The organism is Flammeovirga pacifica (genome assembly GCF_000807855.2).
In the GTDB taxonomy this organism is placed as follows: domain Bacteria; phylum Bacteroidota; class Bacteroidia; order Cytophagales; family Flammeovirgaceae; genus Flammeovirga; species Flammeovirga pacifica.
Window position 1 is genome coordinate 2,865,939 of the sequence record NZ_JRYR02000001.1, and the last position, 23,881, is coordinate 2,889,819.

13 protein-coding genes and 2 tRNA genes are annotated in these 23,881 nt (G+C 32.3%); 8 read left to right on the forward strand and 7 right to left on the reverse strand.

Going from position 1 to position 23,881, the window contains the following annotated elements; translation table 11 throughout:
- Positions 1-14: 14 nt before the first annotated feature.
- The 5 genes from NH26_RS11140 to dusB all read right to left on the reverse strand — a co-directional run bounded on the left by NH26_RS11140 (position 15) and on the right by dusB (position 9,361).
- Positions 15-1,772, reverse strand: coding sequence for a SusE domain-containing protein (locus NH26_RS11140; RefSeq protein WP_044223002.1), 1,758 nt, complete (start codon positions 1,770-1,772; stop codon positions 15-17).
- A gap of 17 nt (positions 1,773-1,789) precedes the next feature.
- A complete protein-coding gene (locus NH26_RS11145; protein WP_044223006.1) occupies positions 1,790-3,259 on the reverse strand; it encodes a RagB/SusD family nutrient uptake outer membrane protein in 1,470 nt (489 codons plus the stop codon).
- A gap of 11 nt (positions 3,260-3,270) precedes the next feature.
- Complete coding sequence (locus NH26_RS11150) at positions 3,271-6,249, reverse strand: SusC/RagA family TonB-linked outer membrane protein (protein ID WP_044223009.1); 2,979 nt, start codon at positions 6,247-6,249, stop codon at positions 3,271-3,273.
- A gap of 235 nt (positions 6,250-6,484) precedes the next feature.
- On the reverse strand, positions 6,485-8,143 hold the full coding sequence (locus NH26_RS11155; protein ID WP_139263014.1) for a DUF6377 domain-containing protein: 1,659 nt from the start codon (positions 8,141-8,143) through the stop codon (positions 6,485-6,487).
- A gap of 225 nt (positions 8,144-8,368) precedes the next feature.
- Positions 8,369-9,361, reverse strand: a complete 993-nt coding sequence (gene dusB, locus NH26_RS11160) for a tRNA dihydrouridine synthase DusB (protein WP_044223016.1) — start codon at positions 9,359-9,361, stop codon at positions 8,369-8,371.
- A 186-nt stretch (positions 9,362-9,547) separates the two neighbouring features.
- Between dusB and NH26_RS11165 the strand changes: the two genes are divergently transcribed.
- The 6 genes from NH26_RS11165 (at position 9,548) to NH26_RS11190 (ending at position 12,917) form a co-directional block, all read left to right on the forward strand.
- On the forward strand, positions 9,548-10,471 hold the full coding sequence (locus NH26_RS11165; protein WP_044223019.1) for a CPBP family intramembrane glutamic endopeptidase: 924 nt from the start codon (positions 9,548-9,550) through the stop codon (positions 10,469-10,471).
- Positions 10,472-10,483: 12 nt separating this feature from the next.
- Positions 10,484-10,693, forward strand: coding sequence for a putative signal transducing protein (locus NH26_RS11170; RefSeq protein ID WP_044223021.1), 210 nt, complete (start codon positions 10,484-10,486; stop codon positions 10,691-10,693).
- A complete protein-coding gene (locus NH26_RS11175; RefSeq protein WP_044223024.1) occupies positions 10,677-11,516 on the forward strand; it encodes a phosphatidate cytidylyltransferase in 840 nt (279 codons plus the stop codon). Before NH26_RS11170 ends, NH26_RS11175 begins: the two co-directional genes overlap by 17 nt.
- Before the next feature lie 76 nt (positions 11,517-11,592).
- Positions 11,593-11,677: transfer RNA gene (locus NH26_RS11180), tRNA-Ser, on the forward strand.
- A gap of 194 nt (positions 11,678-11,871) precedes the next feature.
- Positions 11,872-11,956 (forward strand) — tRNA-Ser (locus NH26_RS11185).
- A 64-nt stretch (positions 11,957-12,020) separates the two neighbouring features.
- A complete protein-coding gene (locus NH26_RS11190) occupies positions 12,021-12,917 on the forward strand; it encodes a sulfotransferase family protein (RefSeq protein ID WP_044223027.1) in 897 nt (298 codons plus the stop codon).
- Here the strand turns inward: NH26_RS11190 and recG are convergent.
- Positions 12,910-15,015: an ATP-dependent DNA helicase RecG gene (recG, locus tag NH26_RS11195; protein ID WP_084812141.1), complete on the reverse strand. Its 2,106-nt coding sequence runs from the start codon at positions 15,013-15,015 to the stop codon at positions 12,910-12,912. The two genes, NH26_RS11190 and recG, sit on opposite strands and share 8 nt — an antisense overlap.
- Before the next feature lie 265 nt (positions 15,016-15,280).
- On the opposite strand from recG, the gene porU2 reads away from it, so the two are divergent.
- The gene (gene porU2 / locus NH26_RS11200; protein WP_044223029.1) at positions 15,281-20,548 is read left to right on the forward strand and encodes a putative type IX secretion system sortase PorU2; all 5,268 of its coding nucleotides are present in this window, start codon (positions 15,281-15,283) and stop codon (positions 20,546-20,548) included.
- Here the strand turns inward: porU2 and NH26_RS11205 are convergent.
- Positions 20,533-21,684, reverse strand: a complete 1,152-nt coding sequence (locus tag NH26_RS11205; RefSeq protein WP_044223031.1) for a hypothetical protein — start codon at positions 21,682-21,684, stop codon at positions 20,533-20,535. The genes porU2 and NH26_RS11205 overlap by 16 nt on opposite strands.
- A 100-nt stretch (positions 21,685-21,784) precedes the next feature.
- On the opposite strand from NH26_RS11205, the gene NH26_RS11210 reads away from it, so the two are divergent.
- Complete coding sequence (locus tag NH26_RS11210) at positions 21,785-23,851, forward strand: hypothetical protein (protein ID WP_044223034.1); 2,067 nt, start codon at positions 21,785-21,787, stop codon at positions 23,849-23,851.
- Positions 23,852-23,881 lie beyond the last annotated feature (30 nt).

Here is a 23,881-nt window from a genome sequence, read left to right on the forward strand (position 1 = left end):
GAGTTTTTATTAAATTATTGTGTGATTGTATAGTTACCATGCACAAGGTTTGGTTGAAGAACTAACTCTACATTGTAAGTACCATCAACAGTAATGAATTTGAAGTTTTCAACGGTCTTCGTTTCATCTGTATCGACTTTTGCTTTGTTAGTTGTTGTACCAGCCATAGCAGTAATATCATCGGTAGATTCTGGTGCAGTGTAAGCACCAAATTCAAGGTCCCAAGGCGAAATAAATTTAGAATCATTACCTGCTGTTAAGCTTGCTCCATTAATCACATAAGTGAATGGATGTTGATAAGTCATCGAAATTTCTTCTCTAGCATCCCAATCTGACCAATGGAACATTTTAAGATTGTAGAATTGCCATTTTACTTGAGAATTATCAAAATCAACTGTTAATTGATACGCTTGATCTATTGCAATTGTAATATCAGATTCTCCTTCTACTAACTCTACATCACCCATTACATTGTCTCCAGAAGGTTGATCTGTTTGACCAATCGCTCCATTTAATGAGTAGTATGTTCCAAGACCATCCGCTTGAGAATTTAACTTAAACGTTTCTGAAGCTTGCAATGCTACATGTTGAGGAAGTGAGAATTTATTGCCGTCTTTTATCATTTCTACAGCATCTCCAACAGAAGGAATAAAGAACAATGTTTCTGGACCCACTGGTGGTACAATTGTCTTCTCTAATGTATAAGTATATGCTGTCGCTGATAAATCAACTGTAATTGTATATTCTCCAGTAGCATCTCCAAAGTACATATCTGCTACTTCAACACCTTGAGCGTCTTTGTCTTCTTCAAGAATCATGTTATTGGATGTACCATTGACATGCTTAAAGATATTCTCCCAAGTATTTGTTTTTCTTAATAAGAAATTACCTGTTTGTTTAAATTCACCTACTGTAGAGTATACTCCTAATCCTTGATAAGTAAATGCTAAACCTACCCAATCACCTGAATCCGATGGAGGTGCTCCGAATAATTCAATTTCAGAGAAATCTCTTAATTCATAAGTGCCATTATCAAAATCTACTTTTACACGGTAAACTTTTTCCTCATCAACGGTAATTTCACTACCGCACTTCATGATTTTCTCATCCGTCAAACCGTAATGAGCAGCATTTTCTGTATTGTTATCCAAGAACAAGAAAGTACCTTCAACCGATAGTTTTGTATACACTTCAAATACATTAGAAGCTGATCCATCAGCAGTTGGCAAACGTTTAAATGGTATAGCATTCGCTCTATCATTTCCTGCTTCAGTTGCAGTACCTGTAATGAATAGCTGTGTTGGAACAACCTCATTTTTAAACCTTACTACAGATATTTCTACAAGGTCTTCCACTTGTCTTTCCATAGAAGATGCCACTACACCTACTTTAACATTCACTTCTGAACCTGCTGCAATACATTGTGCAGATAAAGCTTGATCTAGTTCTTGATAAGTGATACTTCCTGTTAAAGCTTTTCCATTATCATCAGATAAAACTTTTAATAATGGAGTCATCGTATCTGAAGCAGTATCTGAAACCACTACTATTTGATAAGTGACATCATAACCTGCGGAATTAATTGCTGCTGTCCATTCAAAGTCAATTGTTTCTTCTGGAAACTCTTGAATCAAATCAATTTTATCTCCAGCTGAAGGTGCCATTAATGAAGGTGCGGATAAATCCCAATTTCCCTCAGGCTGCATATTTTCTTTTTCAGTACACCCTACCAAAAGGATCATACTTACTAGAATTGATATAATTTTTTTCATTGTTGCTGTCGTTAAGATTAGTAACCTGGGTTTTGCTCTAAGTTTGGATTTCTGTTCATCTCTACCTGTGGTATCGGTAGAAGAATTTTATCCTGATTCATATCATAGTTGACAAATGCATTGGCATCTTTATCAAACTCTTTCAAATTAGACATAGTATTGACTAATTGTCCATGACGTTGAAGATCTTCCCATCTCATACCCTCTTGAGCAAACTCTAATCTTCTCTCATTTAAAATGGTATTTCTCATTACTTCTTGAGAAGTCATTTTGTCTGATGTAAGATGATTTAAACCTACTCTAGCTCGTACTTTATTTACCTCAATTGCAGCTCCATTAATATCATTTAATTCATTTAAAGCTTCTGCCTTTACAAGTAGCATATCTGCATATCGTAAAATATATTGTCTATCTGTACTAGACCAAGCCATAGGATTTCTCCATTTGTAAGCAAAAGGTAAATTAGTAGAACCCTCGCCTACATTCGACCAATATTGATCTCTCCAAGCAGTAATATCTTCATATAAAATCGCTGCCGATTTTCTCACTACATCACCTTCTGCATCAAAAGCATTTACTAAATCTACTGATGGCGTACCAAATTTTCTCCAATCATCATTGGTGATAGATGGAGGAAGCATCATAGCAGGAGCAAAGTTTCCAATGTTACCCCCAATGTAATTTGGCATAAATATACACTCCGAATTCTCATAAGCACCTCCAGTAAATAATGAGTTATAATCATTCACAAGAGAATAAGACGCACTGCTTTTATCTACTTCATTTACAGCTTCAACCACCTTTTGCCATTGTTTACTTTGCGCATAAACTTTAGCTAAAAGTGCATAACAAGCTCCTTTAGTCGCTCTTGTTTTTGCTTCAGAACCATCAAATGTATCAGGTAATGCGGCCGCTGCTTCCTTTAAATCTTGCTCAATTAAAGCATACACTTCTTCTACGCTACTTCTTGGAATATTAACATCCTCTGGTGCTGTAGATAAAGTAGGTTGAGTAATTAAAGGTACAGGACCCCATAATTTCACTAAAGAGAAGTAGTATAACGCTCTTAAAAATTTAGATTCTCCAATAATCTCTTCTTTACGATCAGGATCTAAATCGACCACACCATCAACTCTATATAAGACGTTATTGGCTTTAAAAATACCGTTGTATAGTGAAGACCAATCTTGATCTACTTTACTGTTTACAGCAGTAATGGTTAGTAAATCTACCGAATGAATTTCTGGATTATCTCCACCAGAATAAAAATTATCTGATCGAACATCATTGAATAACATGACATCCCATTCATAAAAATCTGAATGAAGAGTAGTATATGTACCTGCTAAAGCTGATTCTATTTGAGTAGCTCTTGTGTAAGCATTATCAGCAGTTTCGTCAGAAATAGGTTTTAAATCTAAGAAATTGTCACAAGCACTAAATGATAGTAGTGTTGCACAAAGTGTTATATATTTAATAATTTTCATGTCGCTAAGAATTAGAATGATACGTTAAGACCGAAAATGTATGTTCTTGTTTGAGGATAAGTACCAAAGTCAATACCCATCACTCTATTATCTCCACCTCTATAATTTACTTCTGGATCAAACCCAGAATAGTTGGTAATTGTAAAAAGGTTTTCGCCTGTTGCATACAATCTACAAGAGCCTAAATGTAACTTCTGTAAGAATGTAGAAGGTACGTTATAACTAAATGTCAATGCTTTTAATCTTAAATAAGAAGCATCTTCGATAAATCGATCTGAGATTAAATTGTTTGTTACAGCTTGATCGCTTCCTAAAGGATGAACACGAGGAATATCAGTGATATCACCAGGTTTTTGCCATCTTCTCAATACTTCAGTAGTTTGATTCATAGGAGAAGACATCGATGTAGTTACAATTTTTGAAGCATTCAACATTTGGTTACCATGTGAACCTTGGATGAAGATATTCAGAGTGAAATTCTTATAAGAAATGTTGTTTGTAAATCCGTAAATAAATGTTGGATTGGCATCTCCAATAACTCTTCTGTCTTCTGGTGATGGAGCAAAAGTTGTCTCACCATCTTGAGTAAAGTAATAAGAATTACCTGTTTCTGGATCCACTCCTGCAAAAGCATATCCATACAATGAACCTAATGGTAACCCTTCTTCAATAATGATCGCATTATCTTTAGAGATGACATCTACATAACCATCCAATACTGTTTGCCCCACTAAATTAGTAACCTTATTTCTATTTAATGATAAGTTGAAATTCGTCGTCCATTCAACGGCTTTATCAATATTGACCGTGTTTAAATTAAACTCTAAACCTTTATTTTCTAAAGAACCAATATTTTGAATGGCTGAATTATAACCTGTAGATTTTGGTAGTGGTGCATCAAATAACAAATCATTCGTTACTTTATGATATGCATCTACTGTCAACTCTACTCTATCATCGAATAAACCTAAATCGAAACCAATATTAAATTGTTCTGACTCTTCCCATTTCAATTTTTGATTTTCTACTGATGAAGGGTATGAACCCGGAGTAGCTGTTCCGGTAAACGGATAAGGAGCATCTTTAGAAACTCTTGCCATATAAGAATAAGGAGCAATGTTATCATTACCAACCACACCCCAACCAGCTCTTAATTTCAAATCAGATATTTGATCTACGTTTTTAAGAAAATCTTCTTCAGACAATCTCCAACCAGCAGATAACGAAGGGAAGAATCCCCATCTTTTTTGAGGACCAAATACTGATGATCCATCCATTCTAATATTTGCAGTAAGAAGATACTTATTATCAAAGTCGTAATTTACACGACCAATAAAAGAAGCATTTGCTTTTTCTGAAGCCCAAGCAGATGATGCTATAATGTTAGCACCAGCATTAGGTGTAGAAATTTGATCAGAATCAAAACCTTGTCTTTCAATATTAGAACTTTGCCAATGGTATTTCTGTATAACTGATCCTGCTAATAAGTTAAACTTACTCTTACCTATTTGCTTATCGTATGATAAGGTGTTATCAAAAATGAAGTAACGGTTATTGTCTTGATTAAAAACAGAAACACCTTTTTTAGCTCTACCATCTACCGTTTCAAATGGATCTTTAAACGATCTAAATTGAGACGAATTATGATCGATTCCTAAATTAGTTTTGAATTTAAGACCTTCAATAATTGTTGCTTCGGCATAGAAATTAGCCAAGAAACGCTTATTTGCAAAACCTCTATCAATCCCATCTGTACTTGCTAATGGGTTTTCCCATGCTTGCGCTAAAGGATTTGTAGTAAAGCTTCCATCAGGATTTCTAATACCAATTATAGAAGGTGTTGTGAGTGTTCCTAATAAAACGCCACCACGATCTACACCGATATTATCGTTAACATCAACATCTTTATAGTCTGTATAGTTAACTCTTGTTCCTACTTTTAACCATGAAGAAACTTCTTGATCTAAATTTACCTTAAAGTTAGCTCTTTGCATTTCTGCAGATCGAACAGCTCCTTCAACATCAGTGTAACCACCAGAAATATAGTAGTTGGTCTTTTTTGACTTTCCTGAGATGGACATTTGATAATTTTGAGTAAATCCTCTTTGGAAGACCTCATTTTGCCAATCTGTTCTTTCTTGATAACTACCCCAATCATTAAATGATGTTCCCATATCAGTCATTAACTGTCTGAATTGCTCACCATTTAATACTTCTTGAGTATTCCATACTTCAGAAAAACCACCATACACATCTAATGCAACAGTTGGTTTATCAGAAGTACCTTTTTTAGTCGTAATTAAAACAACACCATTTGCCCCCTGTGCTCCATAAATAGCAGCAGCTGAAGCATCTTTTAATACTGATACACTTTCGATATCTGATGGGCTTAATGATCTAGTATCTGTGGTAGGTACGCCATCTACAACATATAATGGTTCTGAAGAAGCATTAATAGAGTTCGTACCACGAATACGCATTGAAATTCCCTGAGAAGGTTTACCAGAAGACGCCTGTACTTGCACACCTGCTACTTTACCTTGTATTAAGGCTCCCATTTGAGAGTTAGGTCTTGATTGCATTTCTTCTGCACCTACAACAGATACAGAACCGGTTACGTCTTTTTTATCTTGTGTACCATAACCAATAACCACAAGTTCACTTAATGTTTGCATGTCTTCCTCCATGGTCACATCAATTTTAGTTTGTGTGCCCACAACTATCTCTTGAGTAACCATACCCAAATATCTAAAGACTAGCTTATCTTCTTGAGATGATACTTGAATCGAATACTCTCCATTAAAATCTGTGGTTGTACCTGAAGAGGAATTATTAATTAAAATATTAACGCCTGGCATTGGACCGCCTTGAAGGTCAGTCACCACCCCTTTTATAATTTGTGCTTCTGATAAAAATGAAACAAATAAAAGAGGGATCAATAAATTTAGCCATTTTGGAAAAATGTCTAATAGAGTAAATTTAATAGTCATATTACTGTTGTTTGTCTTTTGTAATAAAACATTTCATTAGATGAACATTGAAAAAGAAATTTGTGATCTAGATTACATGACAAAACAAATACTCAAAAAGTGTCTTTACTACGCTTAGTAGGTAATTAGTAGAACCATAAGACAATTAAAGCATTAAAAATCAATTATTTAACAAATAAATGCCTTACAAAATTAGTAGTAGTTTTATAAGATGTTATAACTACTAAAATCAGCTTTAATCAATTTTCATGATAAAATCTTCTAACTCTTCACGAGGAACGATTGCTTTATTTTTTACTTTTACTCTATAGTTATACACCGTTACAACAGAGTTCCCTAACAAGTGAGCAATCTTGTTTGAGTCTGTAATGCCCAAACGAATCAATGCAAAAATTCTAAGTTCAGTATTTAATAATTGATGTCCTTTAATTAAAATAGGATCATTAGGTTCTAATAATTCATTTAGTTTACTAACAAAATTAGGATAGATCGTTAAGAAGGTTTCATCAAAGTTTTTATAAAAAGCCTTCATCTCATTCTTTCTAAGATCATCGGATTTTAATTCTTCTAATAGTTTAGAATATTTTCTTTCGATAAGCATCTTCTTGGTATAATTGCTTTGCTTCTCTAACTTATCAATATAATCAGAACATATTTTTAAGAATTCACCAATATAGACTTCCTTCACATGAGATGTATTTTTTAAATCGTCAGAAACCTCTTTTAACTTAGTATTGATATCCAATAATTCACTATTGGCATTTTGTAATTGCTGGTTAATCTCTACTTGATTTTTCTCCGAAGTTCTTAAAGCTTTCATTTGCTTCAAGTAAATGATAGAAAAAGCTATAGAAACCACAGATAATAAACTTATCACTACTGTAAAAATTTCTAATCTATTTGCCTTTTGAGAAATTTGAGACTCGTAAGATTTTGAAATGATAGGTTGAATATTTGCAATTTGTATTGCTCTTAATTTTGAGCCATAAAAAGAGGCATCTTCAAATGAAATATTAATGTATCGATAAGCTCTTTTAATATCCCCTTGTTTATGAAGAAGCAAAGCTAAAGTTGCTAAGGAAGCATTGTCTTTTGTACAACTTTTAATATCTGAAATAGCAGAAAGGAGAAGGTACTTTGTTTGACTGATTATATCATGCTCTACTTCATAAGTAAGCGACCTCATAAAAGCAGCCTTTGAATACTCCCTATCTCCAATTTCAGTTTTATTAAAAATAAGAGTATTGTATTTTCTAGCTTTCAATAAGTCTCTTTGATCTAAAGCTCTAGTTTCAATTATATCTAAATAGGTATAGGAGTTTTTGGGAACATTGGATAACAAGGAATCGCAATAAAGGTTGTACTTCTTATGATAAGCTTCTTTCAACTTTCTAGCAGAAGAATAAAAGTACAATTGATTAAACCTTTCTTTATTGATTTTATAGTAATATATCAATTGTTCTTTCGTAAGATGTTTCCTGTTGACTTTATCAAGTACTTCTCCAGATTCTTGATAAATTCCCGAGGTAACTAATATACTTGCAAGATTTAATCGACTATCATTTATCCAATGAAGATGATTTGCTTTTTCTGCAAATTGAAGTTGCTCGTAAGCAAAATATAAAGCTCCCCCAAATTCATATACTTCATATTGTTTGAAAAGGTCATGTGCTAAATAGTATTTATCTTCTAAAGGAAGATCTTGGTTTTCTTCCAATTGAAATTTAAGGTCTTTAATTTTCTCTTCTTTCTTGTTTGATAAAGCTTCCCTCATTTCTATGGCTTTATCCAATTCTATAAAAAGGGAATCTATCTCCTTATTTTGCCCATAAACAGAAGTGACTATGTTGAACAATACGAAAGTTGAAAAAAATTTAAGTAATCGATAAGTCATTTTGGTGAGTTAACAGTGATTTAATTATAGTTCTCTTATTGGACAATATTTTCATTTAATCCTGCTAATTTAAATTTAATTCATAAGAATTAATGTAAAAAATCTCATCTAACATGATATTTTTAAGTAAGTCTGGTCATACATTAAAAATGATAAGAAATTTACGGTATAAAAAAAACAGGTAAGATTACTCTCACCTGTTTTTTCAAATCAATTGATATAAAATTATACAATTGGTTCTTTATCATAATGTTCTTGAACATCCGAAAGTATATTCAGTACTTCTTCATGCGTCATGGCTTCAACCAAACGTGTTCTAAATGGCTTGAAGTGTGTGATACCTTTAAAGTAAGAAGTATAATGTCTTCTCATTTCAAAAATACCTGTTTTATCACCTTTCCATTCAACAGAAAAATCTAAATGACGTCTCAGTGTATTGATTCTTTCTTCTAAAGTAGGAACATCTAAGATCTCTCCTGTTTCCATGAAGTGCTTTATTTCTCTAAAGATCCAAGGGTAACCAATAGAAGCACGACCAATCATGATACCGTCTACTTCATATTTATTTTTATACTCCAATGCTTTTTGAGGTGAATCGATATCACCATTACCAAAAATAGGAATATGAATATCTGGGTGATTTTTGACTTCAGCAATTTTTGTCCAATCAGCAACACCTTTATACATTTGCTGACGAGTTCTACCATGAATAGTTAAAGCCTGAACACCTACATCTTGAAGACGTTTGGCTACTTCGACAATTCTAATAGTACTATCGTCCCATCCTAATCTTGTCTTTACAGTAACAGGCTTTTGAACTTGCTTTACAATTTCTTCGGTCATGCTTTGCATTTTGTCTATATCTAACAAAATACCAGCACCTGCACCTTTACCAGCTACTTTTTTTACAGGACATCCGTAGTTGATATCAATTAATTCTGGATTAGCTTCTTCAGCGATTGCAGCAGCTTCACGCATTGAGTCTATTTTTTCTCCAAAAATCTGAATACCGATAGGACGCTCATAGTCATAGATATCTAGTTTCTGACGACTTTTTGCTGCATCACGAATTAATCCCTCAGCAGAGATGAATTCTGTATACATCAAATCTGCACCATTTTCTTTACAAACCGCTCTGAAAGGAGGATCACTTACGTCTTCCATTGGAGCAAGAAGTAAAGGAAAGTTTTTTATTTCTACGTCACCTATTTTTACCACGAGATGAAATCAATTTAAATGTTTAGCAATTATTGTAGCAATTACTCTTAAAGAAAAAAGTATCTTTGCTATATTATACAACTAGTTATATACAACACAAGTTCGTAAATCACTCTTAATAAGCTTGTTCTGTAACAACTATTAAGAATAAACGACTGTTTGTAACTGCAAAGTTAAACAAAGTAAATGACAGAGCATATACATCAACGTTCGACATTTGATTACATTGTCAAGTTTTTTGGAATTTTTTTAGCAATTCTCTGTTTTACGCTTATTGGTCAGGCGGTAGCTGTAGCATTATTATTACCTCTTCATGGTTATGATGTTATGGAAGTGTTCAACAGTTTGACATCTTACAATAATCGTTTTGAGTTATTACTTACTCAGGGAATATCAGCACTTTTCACCTTTATCATTGGTCCATTAGTTTATGGTTTCTATTTTGATAAATCATATACATTACAACTTAGAAGGCCAACTTCTGCTCCTAGTCAGTATTGGATTTCTATTTTTATTGTAATAACACTTTTACCTTTGGGAGGACTCATTCTTTATTGGAATCAAAATGTACAACTTCCAGAATTTTTAAGCGGTGTAGAAACATGGTTTCGCACTAAAGAAATACATTTAGCAGAAGTGACCGCTTTCTTAGTTAATTTTGAAAATTTCTGGGAATTTCTTTTAGGCTTTATCGTAATAGCAGTATTTGCTGGAGTTGGTGAGGAAATTGTATTCAGAGGCTTTTTACAACGTTATTTAGAAGGTATATTTAAAAATGTACATGTGGGTATTTGGTTATCCGCCTTTATTTTTTCTGCAATACATGTACAATTTTATGGTTTCTTTGTAAGAATGCTTTTGGGCGTACTCTTTGGATATTTATTTTTGTGGTCAGGAAGAAGTTTATATCCTTGTATAATTGCCCACATTACGAATAACGCAATTACAGTAATTAGTGTATATTTGAACAAAGAAGAATATCTTCCAGAAATGAAAGATCCATTTTCTACAGAAGCACCGGAGTGGTATGTAGTTTTAATTTCTACTGTTATAGCTCTTGGTCTATTGTATTACTATCGAAAACTTGGAAATAAAAAAATTAAAATTTAACCTACTGTAAATATGTCAAATTGGGTAAAAATATTTGCGTCTGATCAAATTTATAAAGCTGAAATAGTAAAGTCAGTTTTAGAAGAAAGAGGGATTGTTGCCGTTATTTTAGACAAAAGAGATTCGTCTTATAATGATTTTGGGTTAAGAGAAGTCATGGTCGACGAATCTAGAAAAGAAGAAGCTGAAACTATAATTAAACAAGATGTTGAACTTAAATAAACGATCTGAACTTACACAAAGAGTCATTGTTGGATTTTTAGGTGGTGTAGGGATGATCGGAGCAATCTATTATGGAGCATGGACTTATTTTGCCCTGTTCTTAATTATAAGCATTGCAACAATTTTAGAATTTTACAAACTTTTAAGGTTAGAAGAACATCTACCTTTAAGAACATATGGTACCACTTTAGGTATTCTTATTTACTGTCTTACTTTTTTTATTGAACTCGATCTGATTTCAACTAAATGGATGTATTTGTTTTTTGTTGGATTTACCTCCGCGTATCTTATTAAATTATACAATAAAGCAGATAAACAACCTTTCAAGAACTTAGCATATACTTTTCTTGGTGTAATGTATTGTTCTGTTCCTTTTGCATTAATTCATACCTATGTATTTTTTGATACCCAGTATCACTATGAAATACTAATTGGGGCAATGCTAATTCTTTGGGCTAATGATTCTGGAGCTTACTTTTCTGGTAAAACATTTGGTCGAAGAAAATTATTTGAAAGAATATCTCCTAAGAAAACATGGGAAGGCAGTATTGGAGGTGCAGCATTAGCTGTAACCGTCAGTTTAGTGTTTTCTCATTTCTATACATCATTAGAAGCTTGGAGATGGGTTACTATTGCTATCATAATAGTAGTTACAGGCACTTACGGTGATTTAGTTGAATCTTTATTTAAAAGAAGTATGAGCATCAAAGATTCGGGTACTACTTTACCTGGGCATGGTGGTTTCTTAGATAGATTTGATGGTTTATTGTTATCAGCACCATTTATTGCTGCCTTTTTAAGAATATTCCCTCCAAATTTCTAAAATAATTCTGTAAATATTTGGAAGTGATAAAACTTTCTTACATATTTGCACCCGCTATCACAAACAGATAGCACATAGAGAGTTGGCAGAGTGGTCGAATGCGGTAGTCTTGAAAACTATTGTACCGCGAGGTACCGGGGGTTCGAATCCCTCACTCTCTGCACCAAGAAGGCTTCAGATTTAATTCTGAAGCCTTTTTTCTTATTTAAAATTTTGAACTCAAATAATTGATATCACTTTTTTAAACTGAAAATTAATAAGTTACAAAAAAACGAAAATATTTATTTACAAATTATTTTGATTGATAAAAATAAACGAACATATTTGCACCCGCTATCACAGACAGATAGCACATAGAGAGTTGGCAGAGTGGTCGAATGCGGTAGTCTTGAAAACTATTGTACCGCGAGGTACCGGGGGTTCGAATCCCTCACTCTCTGCACCAAGAAGGTTTCAGATTTATCTGAAACCTTTTTTCTTGCCCAATTTTTTTATATTTAAATCATGAAGACAAATCATATTGATTTTTTAGTTGTTGGTGCAGGGAAGTCTGGTACAACTTCCATCCAAAAATACTTAGAGCAACACCCCAATATTTTTCTTCCTCCACAAAAGGAAACTTTATTTTGGCATCAACACACCAACCCAAATCGTTCTCAAACACACTTCCTAAAAGAGTATATTGATACTTTAGAAGATTATCATAAAACATTTAGTCAAAGTACAGCAAAACTAAATGGAGAAGTCTGTCCTAGCTACCTGTATTATCACTCTCATGTAATTCAAAACCTAAAAAAATATCATCCCAATTATAAAGGCGTTAAAATTATTATCATTCTAAGAGAACCGGTCAGTAAAATTATCTCTTCCTATCATTTTGTATCGACTTCTTTAGGTAGAATTGGAAGAACTATTATTGATAAAGATTTCAGAATGGCTTTAGAAAAAGAACAATTAAGATTACTCGACCCAAATTGTTTACCTGACCTTTATTATAAAGACACAACAATGTATGCTGAACAAGTAAAGGCTTACCTTGATCATTTCGACCACGTGAAAGTACTTTTTTATGATGACTTGAAAGAAAACCCTAAAGAAGTCATGGATAATATTACTGATTTTATTGGTGCAGAAAGATTTAAAACATATCCTGACTTTAGCAAGAAGTACAATATCTCCTATCAAAGACTTGTTCCTAAAATACCATTTTTAAAACGAGTGTTTTTTGATCCTAGGATAATATATCGTCTACCATTCATAAAAAAACACCTTTTTGAAGAGGAAGTTATTGATGATACTATTCGAGGTGAGTTAAAAAATCAATTTCATGAAAATGTACATCAATTAGAAGCATACACACAACTTCCATTTACTAAAAGATGGGGGTACTCCTCTAACTAATTCTACTCCAATTTGTCACAGACTTTTTAACTAACATCGATTGTTGGTATTTGATAATTTGATGTTCTTCCTTTTCTAAATCGGGATCTTCATCTAGTATTTTATCTGCCAAGCCTCTTACAAATTGTAGTAATGCAGCATCAGCTCCAATATCTGCATGTCTTAAATCCAATACTCCACTTTGTTGTGTGCCTTCAATATCTCCAGGTCCACGTAATTTTAAATCAGCATCAGCTATTTTAAAACCATCTGTGGTATCGACCATAGTTTGAATTCTCACTTTTCCATCTTTTGATAACTTATCTTTTGTCATCAACACACAGTAAGACTGTTCAGCACCTCTACCTACACGTCCTCTAAGCTGATGCAATTGTGCTAAACCAAACTTCTCTGCATTTTCAATCACCATAATTGACGCATTAGGCACATTTACACCCACCTCAATTACCGTTGTTGCCACCATTATTTGAGTTTTATTATCCGCGAAGCGTTGCATTTCTGCATCTTTATCCGCAGGTTTCATTCGTCCATGGACAATACTTACTCTAAAATCAGGAAATGCTCTTGAGACCGCTTCATACCCTTCCTCTAAATTTTTATAATCTAAAGTTTCTGATTCTTCAATTAATGGATACACAATATAGGCTTGTCGACCTAACTCTACTTGTTCTCTGATAAAACCAAAAACTCTTAATCGTCCTTTATCAAATTTATGCCAAGTAATAATAGGTTTTCGCCCTGCCGGAAGCTGATCAATAATAGACACCTCCAAATCTCCATATACCGTCATTGCTAAGGTTCTTGGAATAGGTGTAGCGGTCATTACCAACATATGTGGTTTGGCCTTACTTTTCTTTTTCCATAAAGCCGCTCGCTGAGCTACGCCAAATCGATGTTGTTCATCGATAACACACAAACCTAAATTATAAAAATCGACTTTATCTTCGATGAGTGCATGTGTTCCTACGATAATTTTTAATGAACCATCTCTTAAGGTCTCATCAATTCTTCTCCTAGTTTTAGTTTTTGATGAACCTGTAAGTAGTTCTATCGTTACACCCATGGCATCAGCAAATGGTTTCAAGCCATTATAATGCTGTTGTGATAAAATTTCTGTTGGAGCCATTAAGGCAGACTGTGCATCATTGTCCAAAGCCATCAACATACACATGAAGGCAACAATAGTTTTACCAGAACCTACATCCCCTTGTAAAAGCCTGTTCATCTGATACCCACTTTTCATATCATTGTAAATCTCTCTTACTACTCTCTTTTGGGCATCAGTAAGTTCAAAAGGAAGGTGTTCTTTATAAAAAAGATTGAAAGTAGGTATTGTACTAAAAACTTGTCCTCTAAATTTATCGGTTCTCTTTCCTACTTTTGATGCAATGATTTTTAATTGAAGGAAAAATAATTCTTCGAATTTAAGTCTATTCTTTGACTGCTCTAAAGTGGCTGCATCTTTTGGAAAATGTGCCCAAGCAACAGCCAAGCCTTTTGATATTAAATTGTTTTCTGATAAAATATAAGGCGGTAATGTTTCTGAAATATCATGATACACCTTCTCTAATAAAGTACGGGTAATTTTAGCCAGCATTCGACTGTCCATTCCCTTATTTTTCATTTTATCTGAAGTGTGATAAACAGGTTGTAAACCTCCCGTTTTTTTCGTTTCTACATTAGGGTCATACTCCTCCATTTCTGGATGTGCAATAGACATTTTGTAGCCATAACGTTGAGGTTTTCCGTAAATCACATACCAAGCCCCTACCTTCAGTTTTTTTTCAATCCATTTTGCTCCTTTAAACCAAACAAGTTCCAATTCTCCAGTTTCATCAGAAATAAAACCTGTAAGTCTTTTAGATCGGGCTTCGCCAACACTTTGTAAATTGGTTAATCTTCCAATAATTTGAACGTAAGCAGTATCATCAATCACCTCATTGATCTTATAAAAACGAGTACGGTCTTCATGACGAAAAGGGTACTGTTCTAATAAATCGCCAAAAGTATATACTCCCAATTCTTTATTTAGAAGTTCAGCCCTCATCGCTCCAACCCCCTTTAAAAACTCAATTTTAGTATCAAATATATTTTTCACTTAAAATGATTAATTTTTTTATACATTTTATTTGATAGTCAATATCCCGAAATTAGTGTATTCTAATGAATTCTATTAATTTTAGAAAAGGGCTTTTTAAAAGAGTGCATTAGAAATATCAATTTTTAAAGAATATCAACTTTACATGTTTTGTTTTTGAGGCTTTTCTTTAAATTATCTTTTTGATATAAATTTGATCCCGTATCAAAAAACTCAAAAAATATCTTTCTAATAACTCCTATTAATTCATTATTCTGATCTAAATATGCGACAAGCTATTGTCTATATACTCTTATCCACTTTATTTTTATCTACTCCTGTTTTATCTCAAAATCAGGATTTAGATAATTGGAGAGAAAAAACTCGTAATACTACATTCTTTCGTATGGAAGTTCGAGAGAGAGGATTGTACCGTATCACTAAAGAAATTTTAGAAGCGGCAGGTTACCCTGTTAGTGACCAAAATGCCAATGTTATAAGAATGTACAGAAGAGGTGTTGAGATAGCTATAAATGTATCCTCTTCCAATAATAGAATTGAGTATATCGAATTTTATGGTGACCGTAATGACGGAGGCACAGATGTAGATTTATTTGTAAATTCGAATGATCATGTCAACCCTTTTGAACCTGTTTATTCAAGAACAGCAGTATACTTCTTATCTACAAGTGATGTAAGTTCAGAAACAGCTCCGCCAAAAAGAATTCAAACCTCTACTTATACTAACCCGGCTGCGAGTATCCCAACAAACCATTATTATACAGAAACGTATCGAGGAGTTCCTCTAAATGGAAATGATATTAACGCTCCTTTTGGAAGTTTAAGAACATCTTATTGCAGAGGACATTCAACAGACACATTTAGTGACTCAAGAAATAAATTCAGATCTAATTTTGCAGATCCTAGAGGTTGGACGTCTTACAACAATAATTCTGTAAGTGGTGTAATGACTTTTCAACTTTCAACGGTAGATCTCGCCGATAATTTTAATGATGCGAAAGTAGAAATGAATATTATCAATTTCGCTGCTAGATCAGCTAATGTTAATATTACATCAAATAATGGAGAGGGAAGTACATCAAATAAAGTATCAAATCAAGGCATAAATAGCTATGAAGATTCTGGTTTAATAACATTTAATCTATCAAGTAGTGAATTTAGTTCAAGTGATTTTACTCAAATTGAATTAGAAGATACTAGAGAAGGCTCTAATAATACGGATAGAAATCAATTAGGTGTTTCCTACATCAATTTAACTTATCCACAAAAACATGCTGATATAGATGGTAATCATGACCGAGTGTTCCAATTACCATCTAGCCAAGATCATAAGCTTTCTGTGGATGAAAATAATGAAGGGAGATTTTACGATATAACTAATCAATATGAACCGATATTACTTCCATCAACAAGATCAGGAGGAAAAACAGAAGCTACATTAGAACAAAATTCAACTATGTTAGAAAAGAAAGTTCTTTATTCTGTAATAAGAGCAAGACCTTCAAACATTTCAAGAGCTGAATTTGAGTTTACCAATAATAACCTCACCTACAACTACCTAATTGTTTCTCATGAAGATTTAAATTCTGGTGCAACTAGCTACGCCAACTATAGAAGATCTACCGATGGAGGTAGTAATAATGTTTATTTGGCAGAAATGACTCGCTTATATAACACCTTCTCATGGGGAGAACAAACTCCTTTAGCCATCAGAAACTGTATCAAATTATTACACGACAACAATCTTCAATATATTTTATTATTGGGAAAAGGACTTGACCTTAATTATGACCCTTATGAAAAAACAGCTACTGGGGAAAGGGCTTATCATTATGTACCAGCTTATGGTTTTCCTGGCTCTGATGTAGCCTATACAATGTATCTTGAAGACGAAAATGATGTAGTTCAACCCTATCCACAGGTACCTATTGGTAGAATGTCTGCCATTAATAATCAACAAATATTAGATTACCTAAATAAAGTAATTGAACATGATGCTATAGCCTTTGACGATCTTTGGAGAAAAAGAGCATTACACCTTAGTGGAGGTGCCACACCAAGTCAGCAAGTTTCTTTTAAAGAAATTGTTGATCGTTATAAGGACGTATTTATTGATACATTAGAAGGTGGGACAGTAGAAACCATTAGTAGAGAAACAGACGGTTCCATAGAATTTATTGATGTATCTGATATCGTCAATGATGGAATATCACTTATGACCTTTTTTGGACACTCCTCTTCTACTTCTGCTGATATTGATATAGGAGAAGCAAGTGACCCAACTAAAGGGTACCAAAATCAGGGTAAATATCCATTTATTGTTATGAATGGTTGTGGAGGAGGAAATTTTCTTACACATGAAAAATCTTGGGGAGAAGACTGGGTTGAAACTCCTAATAAGGGAGGAATAGGTTTCATGGCAAAATCTGGAATCGGTAGTTCAAATGAACTTGAAGAATATGGAAATCAATTTTATAATAACTTTTATAAAATAAACATTGGTGATAATGTTGGTTTACATATCAATCAAATTCAAAAAACACTTATAAATAACTCTCAATCAAGATCTCGTTTTGCTCATGTAGAACAATTTGATTTACAAGGAGATCCGTTTATTAAAATTTCACCAAAAAAAGTTGATTTTGCCTTAAAAGAAGAAAAAACAACATTTACAGCTGTCAATGGTTCAAATATAAATGCCAATGATAATATCTTTTACATAGATCTTGACATCTTCAATTTTGGAAGAACATCTAACTCCAATAAGATATATATTGAAGTAAAAAGAAGGTATAGTAACGGTACTTTCTCTTCTATTACCACAATTGATTCTTTGAATGCTCCTTATAACTTTACTTCAAAAAGGCTTATTATAGAAAATTCTGCTACAGATAAAGAACTTGGAGGTGGCGATAACTTATTTACTATCATTGTTGGAGACTTCATTAATTCAAATGGAGATGTTTCCATGAAAGATCCTAATAGTGAAGGTAACCTCAATAATAATACAATCAGTAAAAGTGTAAACTTTAGTGAAAACCGTGTAGCTTTTATTCAACCTTTGAATCTTTCTGTGGTACATGATGACAACCTTACTATGTATGCATATGATTATTCATATGATAAATCACCAAAAGAATTTCATCTACAATTAAGTACTGATACCGCTTTTACAAGTGTAACAGAAGAAAGAATTACAACATCCCAACTCGTAGAATGGAATGTACCTTTAAACTCTTCAAATGACACAACAGTGTATTATGCAAGAGTTCGATTTAATTTTGAAAATGAATATAGTGAGTGGTCTAATATCTCTTTTACTAAGATCAATAATAGTACTGGTAACGGTAAGATGTTAAGTAATTTCTACCAAATGGAACATAACGTTGTGACTTCTGGTATAAATTTAACTGAAGGTTCCAATAATAAACCACGATGGGATTTCCCTAATCAAGATGTAAATATTAGTGTTGGAACTGGTGGAAAAACATATGGAGATGGGTATTATTACCAAGTTCAAATAAATAATAACATTATTGTAGAAAATGGTTCTTGTAGTATTGGAGGAGACAATGAACCTGGAGATAAAGTATTATTTTTATTCTTTGATCAAAATTCTGGTGAGATTGTTTCAGGTGATCAGTTTTATTGGAATGATAGAATGTGTGGACAAGGCAACCCGCCTGCTTCAGTACAAATGAGATCTAGAGATCTCAGAGGTTATGTTTGTACAGGATGTGGTGAAGAACTCACTAAAAATGGTCCATATGCACTATTCGAAGACCCAGGAACTAGATTCTTAAAAGATGGAGATTATGTACTAACTATCTTTTCTGGTTCATTTGATATTCAAACAGTCCCTACAGATCCTGCTGTAAAAGAATCTTTTCATCAACATTATGAAGGTTTAGCAAAAGCAGGTTTAGATACTTTAGCACTAAAAAATTTACCTCCAGGTACTCCTTTTATTGGATGGAGTAAGTACAACGACCCCACTTATAATGCTCAATATTATTATGGCGGATCAACCTCTGATATACTATCAGAAAATTTCGTAATCTCTCCTGATGTTGTTCAAGGTAGTGCCACCACAAACCTAATAGGCCCTACTAGCTTATTTAATCGTTTATGGGTAGATGCAGATCTTGAGAGTACTGATCTTTTAACAACACAAATATTTGGTCAAACATTTAATATTGATGGAAGTATAGATTCTACTTTATTGTATCAACATGAAGGCGAAATTGGTAATAGTGGGCTAGATTTAGCCTTTATTTCAGAATTAAAAAACTATAGTTTTATGGGGTTAAAATTAATATTAACTGACCCAATAAATAAAACTGCAGCACAACTTAATCATTGGAGGATTTCTTATTCAGAACCACCCAATTGCGTCTTTTTATACGATGATATCACAGATAATACTAAAGTAAGAGAATTACAACAAGGTCAAAAAACAACTTATAATTTCACGGTACGGAATGTATCCAACAAACCTTTCATTGACACTTTACTTACTACAGTAAATTATAATTTCAATAACACTATTGTCACAGATACAATATTCTTACCTGCATTACCACCAAATGCTAATTACTCTTTAGCTATTTCACCACAAACTTGGGAACATAAGTTACAGGGAAATGTAGACATGAATATTAATATTAATGCTGATAGAGCCCAGATGGAAACTTTTTTTAGTGACAATACTGGAGCAGGTAAAATGAACGTAATGGTAGACGAAACTACACCTGCTATTGATATATTATTTGATGGTCAAAGAATTATTGATGGTGATATTGTAGCACCGAATGCAATGGTTTCAATTAGTCTTAATGATGAAAACGAATTCTTAAACCTTGATGATTTCATTGATGATGATGAAGTTTCACTTCTACAAGCATTTATAAAAAATGATTCTTCAGAAACTTATGAAGAAATTACATTAGCTAATTTAGAGGTAACTAAAGTGAATAATCAAAATCATATTATCGCGAGTTTTAATTTAAATGATGAAGTACCTCAAACATTTTTAGATGAAAATGGAAATCTTCTCAACAATCAATACACTTTGAGAGTTACCGGTTCTGATGTATCAGGAAATAAAATTGGCGATGGTTCAGAGAATTCAGCAAATAGAATTCCTTACCTAGAACAACGATTTAATATTAATCAAACACCTGCAATTACTAATTTCTATCCTTACCCCAATCCTTTCTCTGATAATGTTCGATTTGTATTTCAAATTACAGGTATAGATGTTCCTGATGAGATTAAAATTCAGATTATGACTGTAACCGGCAGAGTAGTGAAAGAAATCTTTCAAGATGAATTAGGACCTATTAGAATAGGTACAAATATCTCTGAATATGCTTGGGATGGAAGAGATGAGTTTGGGGATCAGTTAGCTAATGGTGTTTATTTATATCGTGTTATCATACCAAGAAAAAAGACTGGAGAATTTGATCATATTGACACTGGAAAAGATCATATGTTCAAACACAATATTGGTAAACTTTATTTATTAAGGTAATACTGAGAAGTAACTTCTATCTTATCATCGATTTTAGAATATCGATAATAATTAACTGAAAATCGAACAGAATTATAAACTAGAAACACAAAAAGTAATAAATAATACTTCTTATTTTTTGATAGATGTTTATCAAATAAATAGACTAAAACTACAAGAGTGAAAGGATAAATTATAGACAAAAACCTTTCTGCCTCTTGTGTATTCCCACCATATACAGAAAAATAAGGAGTAACTATCATAAAAAATAGGTAAGATAATATTCCTGAAATAATCAGTTTCATACTTCCATTCACATTTTTAAATAGTAATATGATTAACCCTATTATGTAGGTAGTGAATATTATTTTTGAAAAGATCATATTCCCAACAAAAACATTATTATTTATAGGTAAAAACCACCTTGTAAATACAAATGAATAATCAGAAAGATTATGAACTACGGAGGTCCACCCTCCCATTTCAAAATCAGCTCTAGAATGGTTGAAAATGACGGAATAAACATGCCACATCACCCCTAAAACACCACTGATAGTGAAATGTAAAATGTACTTCTTAATCTGATCTCTTTTCTCAAAAATCACATAAGCAAAAAAGCCTACCCAAATAAAAAACATAGCTGTTCTTTGTAAAGGAAGTAAGCATCCGAGTAATGTCAATAGTAAGAAATGGGATGATTGTATTTTCTTCTTATCTAGATCAATAAATAAATTCACATAAGTAGATAGTAACCCTAAAAACACAATTTCCGACCACATGAATTTATAATCCATTAATAATGAAGTAGATAATAGTATACTTAAGAAAATCACTATTCGATATTTCTTATCATTTATATTTTCACTCAATTTTAATGTATTATACACCACAAAGTAGAACCCTATTATTTGTAAAAGAATAAAGTTAATTGGGTAATAATCAATCAATAATGATAATAAGAAAGGATATAATGGAGGCCATAATAAAAATAAAGTTCCATCAGGGTTAAGCATAACTCCTTTATCAGCAATGCTTTCAGCGGCATGAAAGTAGAATATGGAATCATGACTTAGACCTATTCCAAAAATGAACTGAATAGTATATACTATACATGCAATTATTGAAAAAAAATGAAATAAAGTATTAATACTCTTCATGATTAATATTTAGAACAAAAAACAATTATTTTAAAGTTAGAACCAGTAAAAATCATCATTTTTGATATTAAACTAAGTTCTATTCATAAGACCTCTTTAAATGACACTAAAGAAACAACTAAAAGAATTAAGCGACAAAAATATAAACTTTATTGGGTTATGTATTTTAACCATAATAATTAGCATAATATATAAAGATGTACTTCTTCACCCCAATTCAACATTAAATTATGATGACAGTGTTGATGGATTAAAAAATTATTTCATTTTCATTTGGTTAGCAAAATTTGGACATGCCAATGCGATGAACTATCCTTTTGGTGAAATTATTTTACTTACAGACTCTATACCAATTTTAAGCTACCCTATTTATCTACTGAAATACATTGGATTAGATCTTAATCAATATTCGATAGGAATACTACATTTATCCATGTTTTTATGTTATCCTATTAGTTATTTAGCGAGTGTTCGAGTTTTTAAACATTACAATTGTTCTGCTATATATTCAAATATCTTTGCGTTAATCATTACCTTAGGAAACCCAGTTAATTGTCGAATACTCAAACACTATGGCTTATTTTTCTTTTTAATCACACCTTTATTAATACTGTTAATTATTAAGTTTCTTCATCAGAAAAATTATAAATACTTATTTTGGATATTTATAATGAACTTTTCTGGTTACTATATACATGGTTATGTAGGAATGTTATGGTGTGGACTAACTTTATTTATTTTTTCTTTCACTTTATTCTCAAACACTAAAAACAGAAAAAAACTATTTTTAGGTATCTTATCTGTAATTATTGCCACTGCTCTATATTATTTGTCTGTGAAAATAACAGATGATCATTTATGGAGATCTAAAACTTCCTTTGTTCTCTTTGACTTTGGAATTTCATTAAAAATAATATTCGAAAAGTTCTTTCCAGGTACAATTGATATCAATAACAGTTTACAATTCAATTATTTCTTTTGGTCTCTTTGTATTACAACCACTTATATTCTTATTAAAAAAAGAAAGAAGGTTTTAAAAATTGATTTAACTCTTATTACTTTCACCCTTACCGCCATTATTTTTTTAATGTATGGTGCTACTGTATTTATACGATTTAAATGGGTTTTAGCCTTGATACCACCGTTGGAACAGATTCGTGAACTTGTAAGGTTTGGCTGGGTCTTTTATCTATTAATTTTTATTCCTTTTTTAGTTGTCAATTATAAATACTTAAATAAAAAAATACTTCTCCCAATTCTATTTCTAGGTATGATAGAAAGTATCATGTACCAAAAGGAAATCATGAACATATCTTTATTAGATGAGAATATTTTTCTAGAGGATAAATCAGTTAAAAAAATAGATACAACTAATATTGATGCTATATATGCTAACTATACCAATAACATTTGGAATAAAGCTAATGAGAATAGATTTTTAAATAAATTGTTATACTCTTTTTCATATAAGACTGGAATTCCTTGTATTAATACACACTATTCTAGATTGTCTGAAGAAGAATGGCAATTACAAAGTCAACTATATACACAAGGAATAGAAAAAAGTAAATTACTTTTCAATAGAATTCAATTAGATAATAAGATTCTAGTTATCTCTTATGAAAAAAATATCCCAAAGCATTGGAACCTTCTTAAAAAGTTAGACTCAAAGTATTTGTATTCCATTCCAATTCATGATTTTATACCTCCAAATACTTCACTTAATTCTTTAAAAACAGGGAGTATTTGGAATGAAAATCCTAATTATGAATTAAGCACAAAAAGTGCTATCAAAATATCTAAAAGGAATAGTGACATCTTGACTGTTAAAATTGATAGTTTGGAAATAGGTCAACAGTATGAACTCACCTTTTGGGGATACCATTATAAAATGGATAGTCTGTCTTGTGATAGGTTGGTACTACTCCAAGATAATCATAGAATTGGTTATAATAAAAATGTTGATGTTTATGAAGTCACTGCTAATCAATGGGGTATGTTAAGTATTCCTTTTATTCCAAAAAGTAATTCTGATATTAAAGTAAGGGTGATAAATAGAATACAAAAATCCCCTTACTACTACGATAAAATCTTCAATATCACATACGAACAAAAAGATCGAAAACAGCCGCTCCTTTTTACAGAATTTAATGTGTATAAAAAATGAGGTAAGCTGAATAAACAACTTACCTCATTT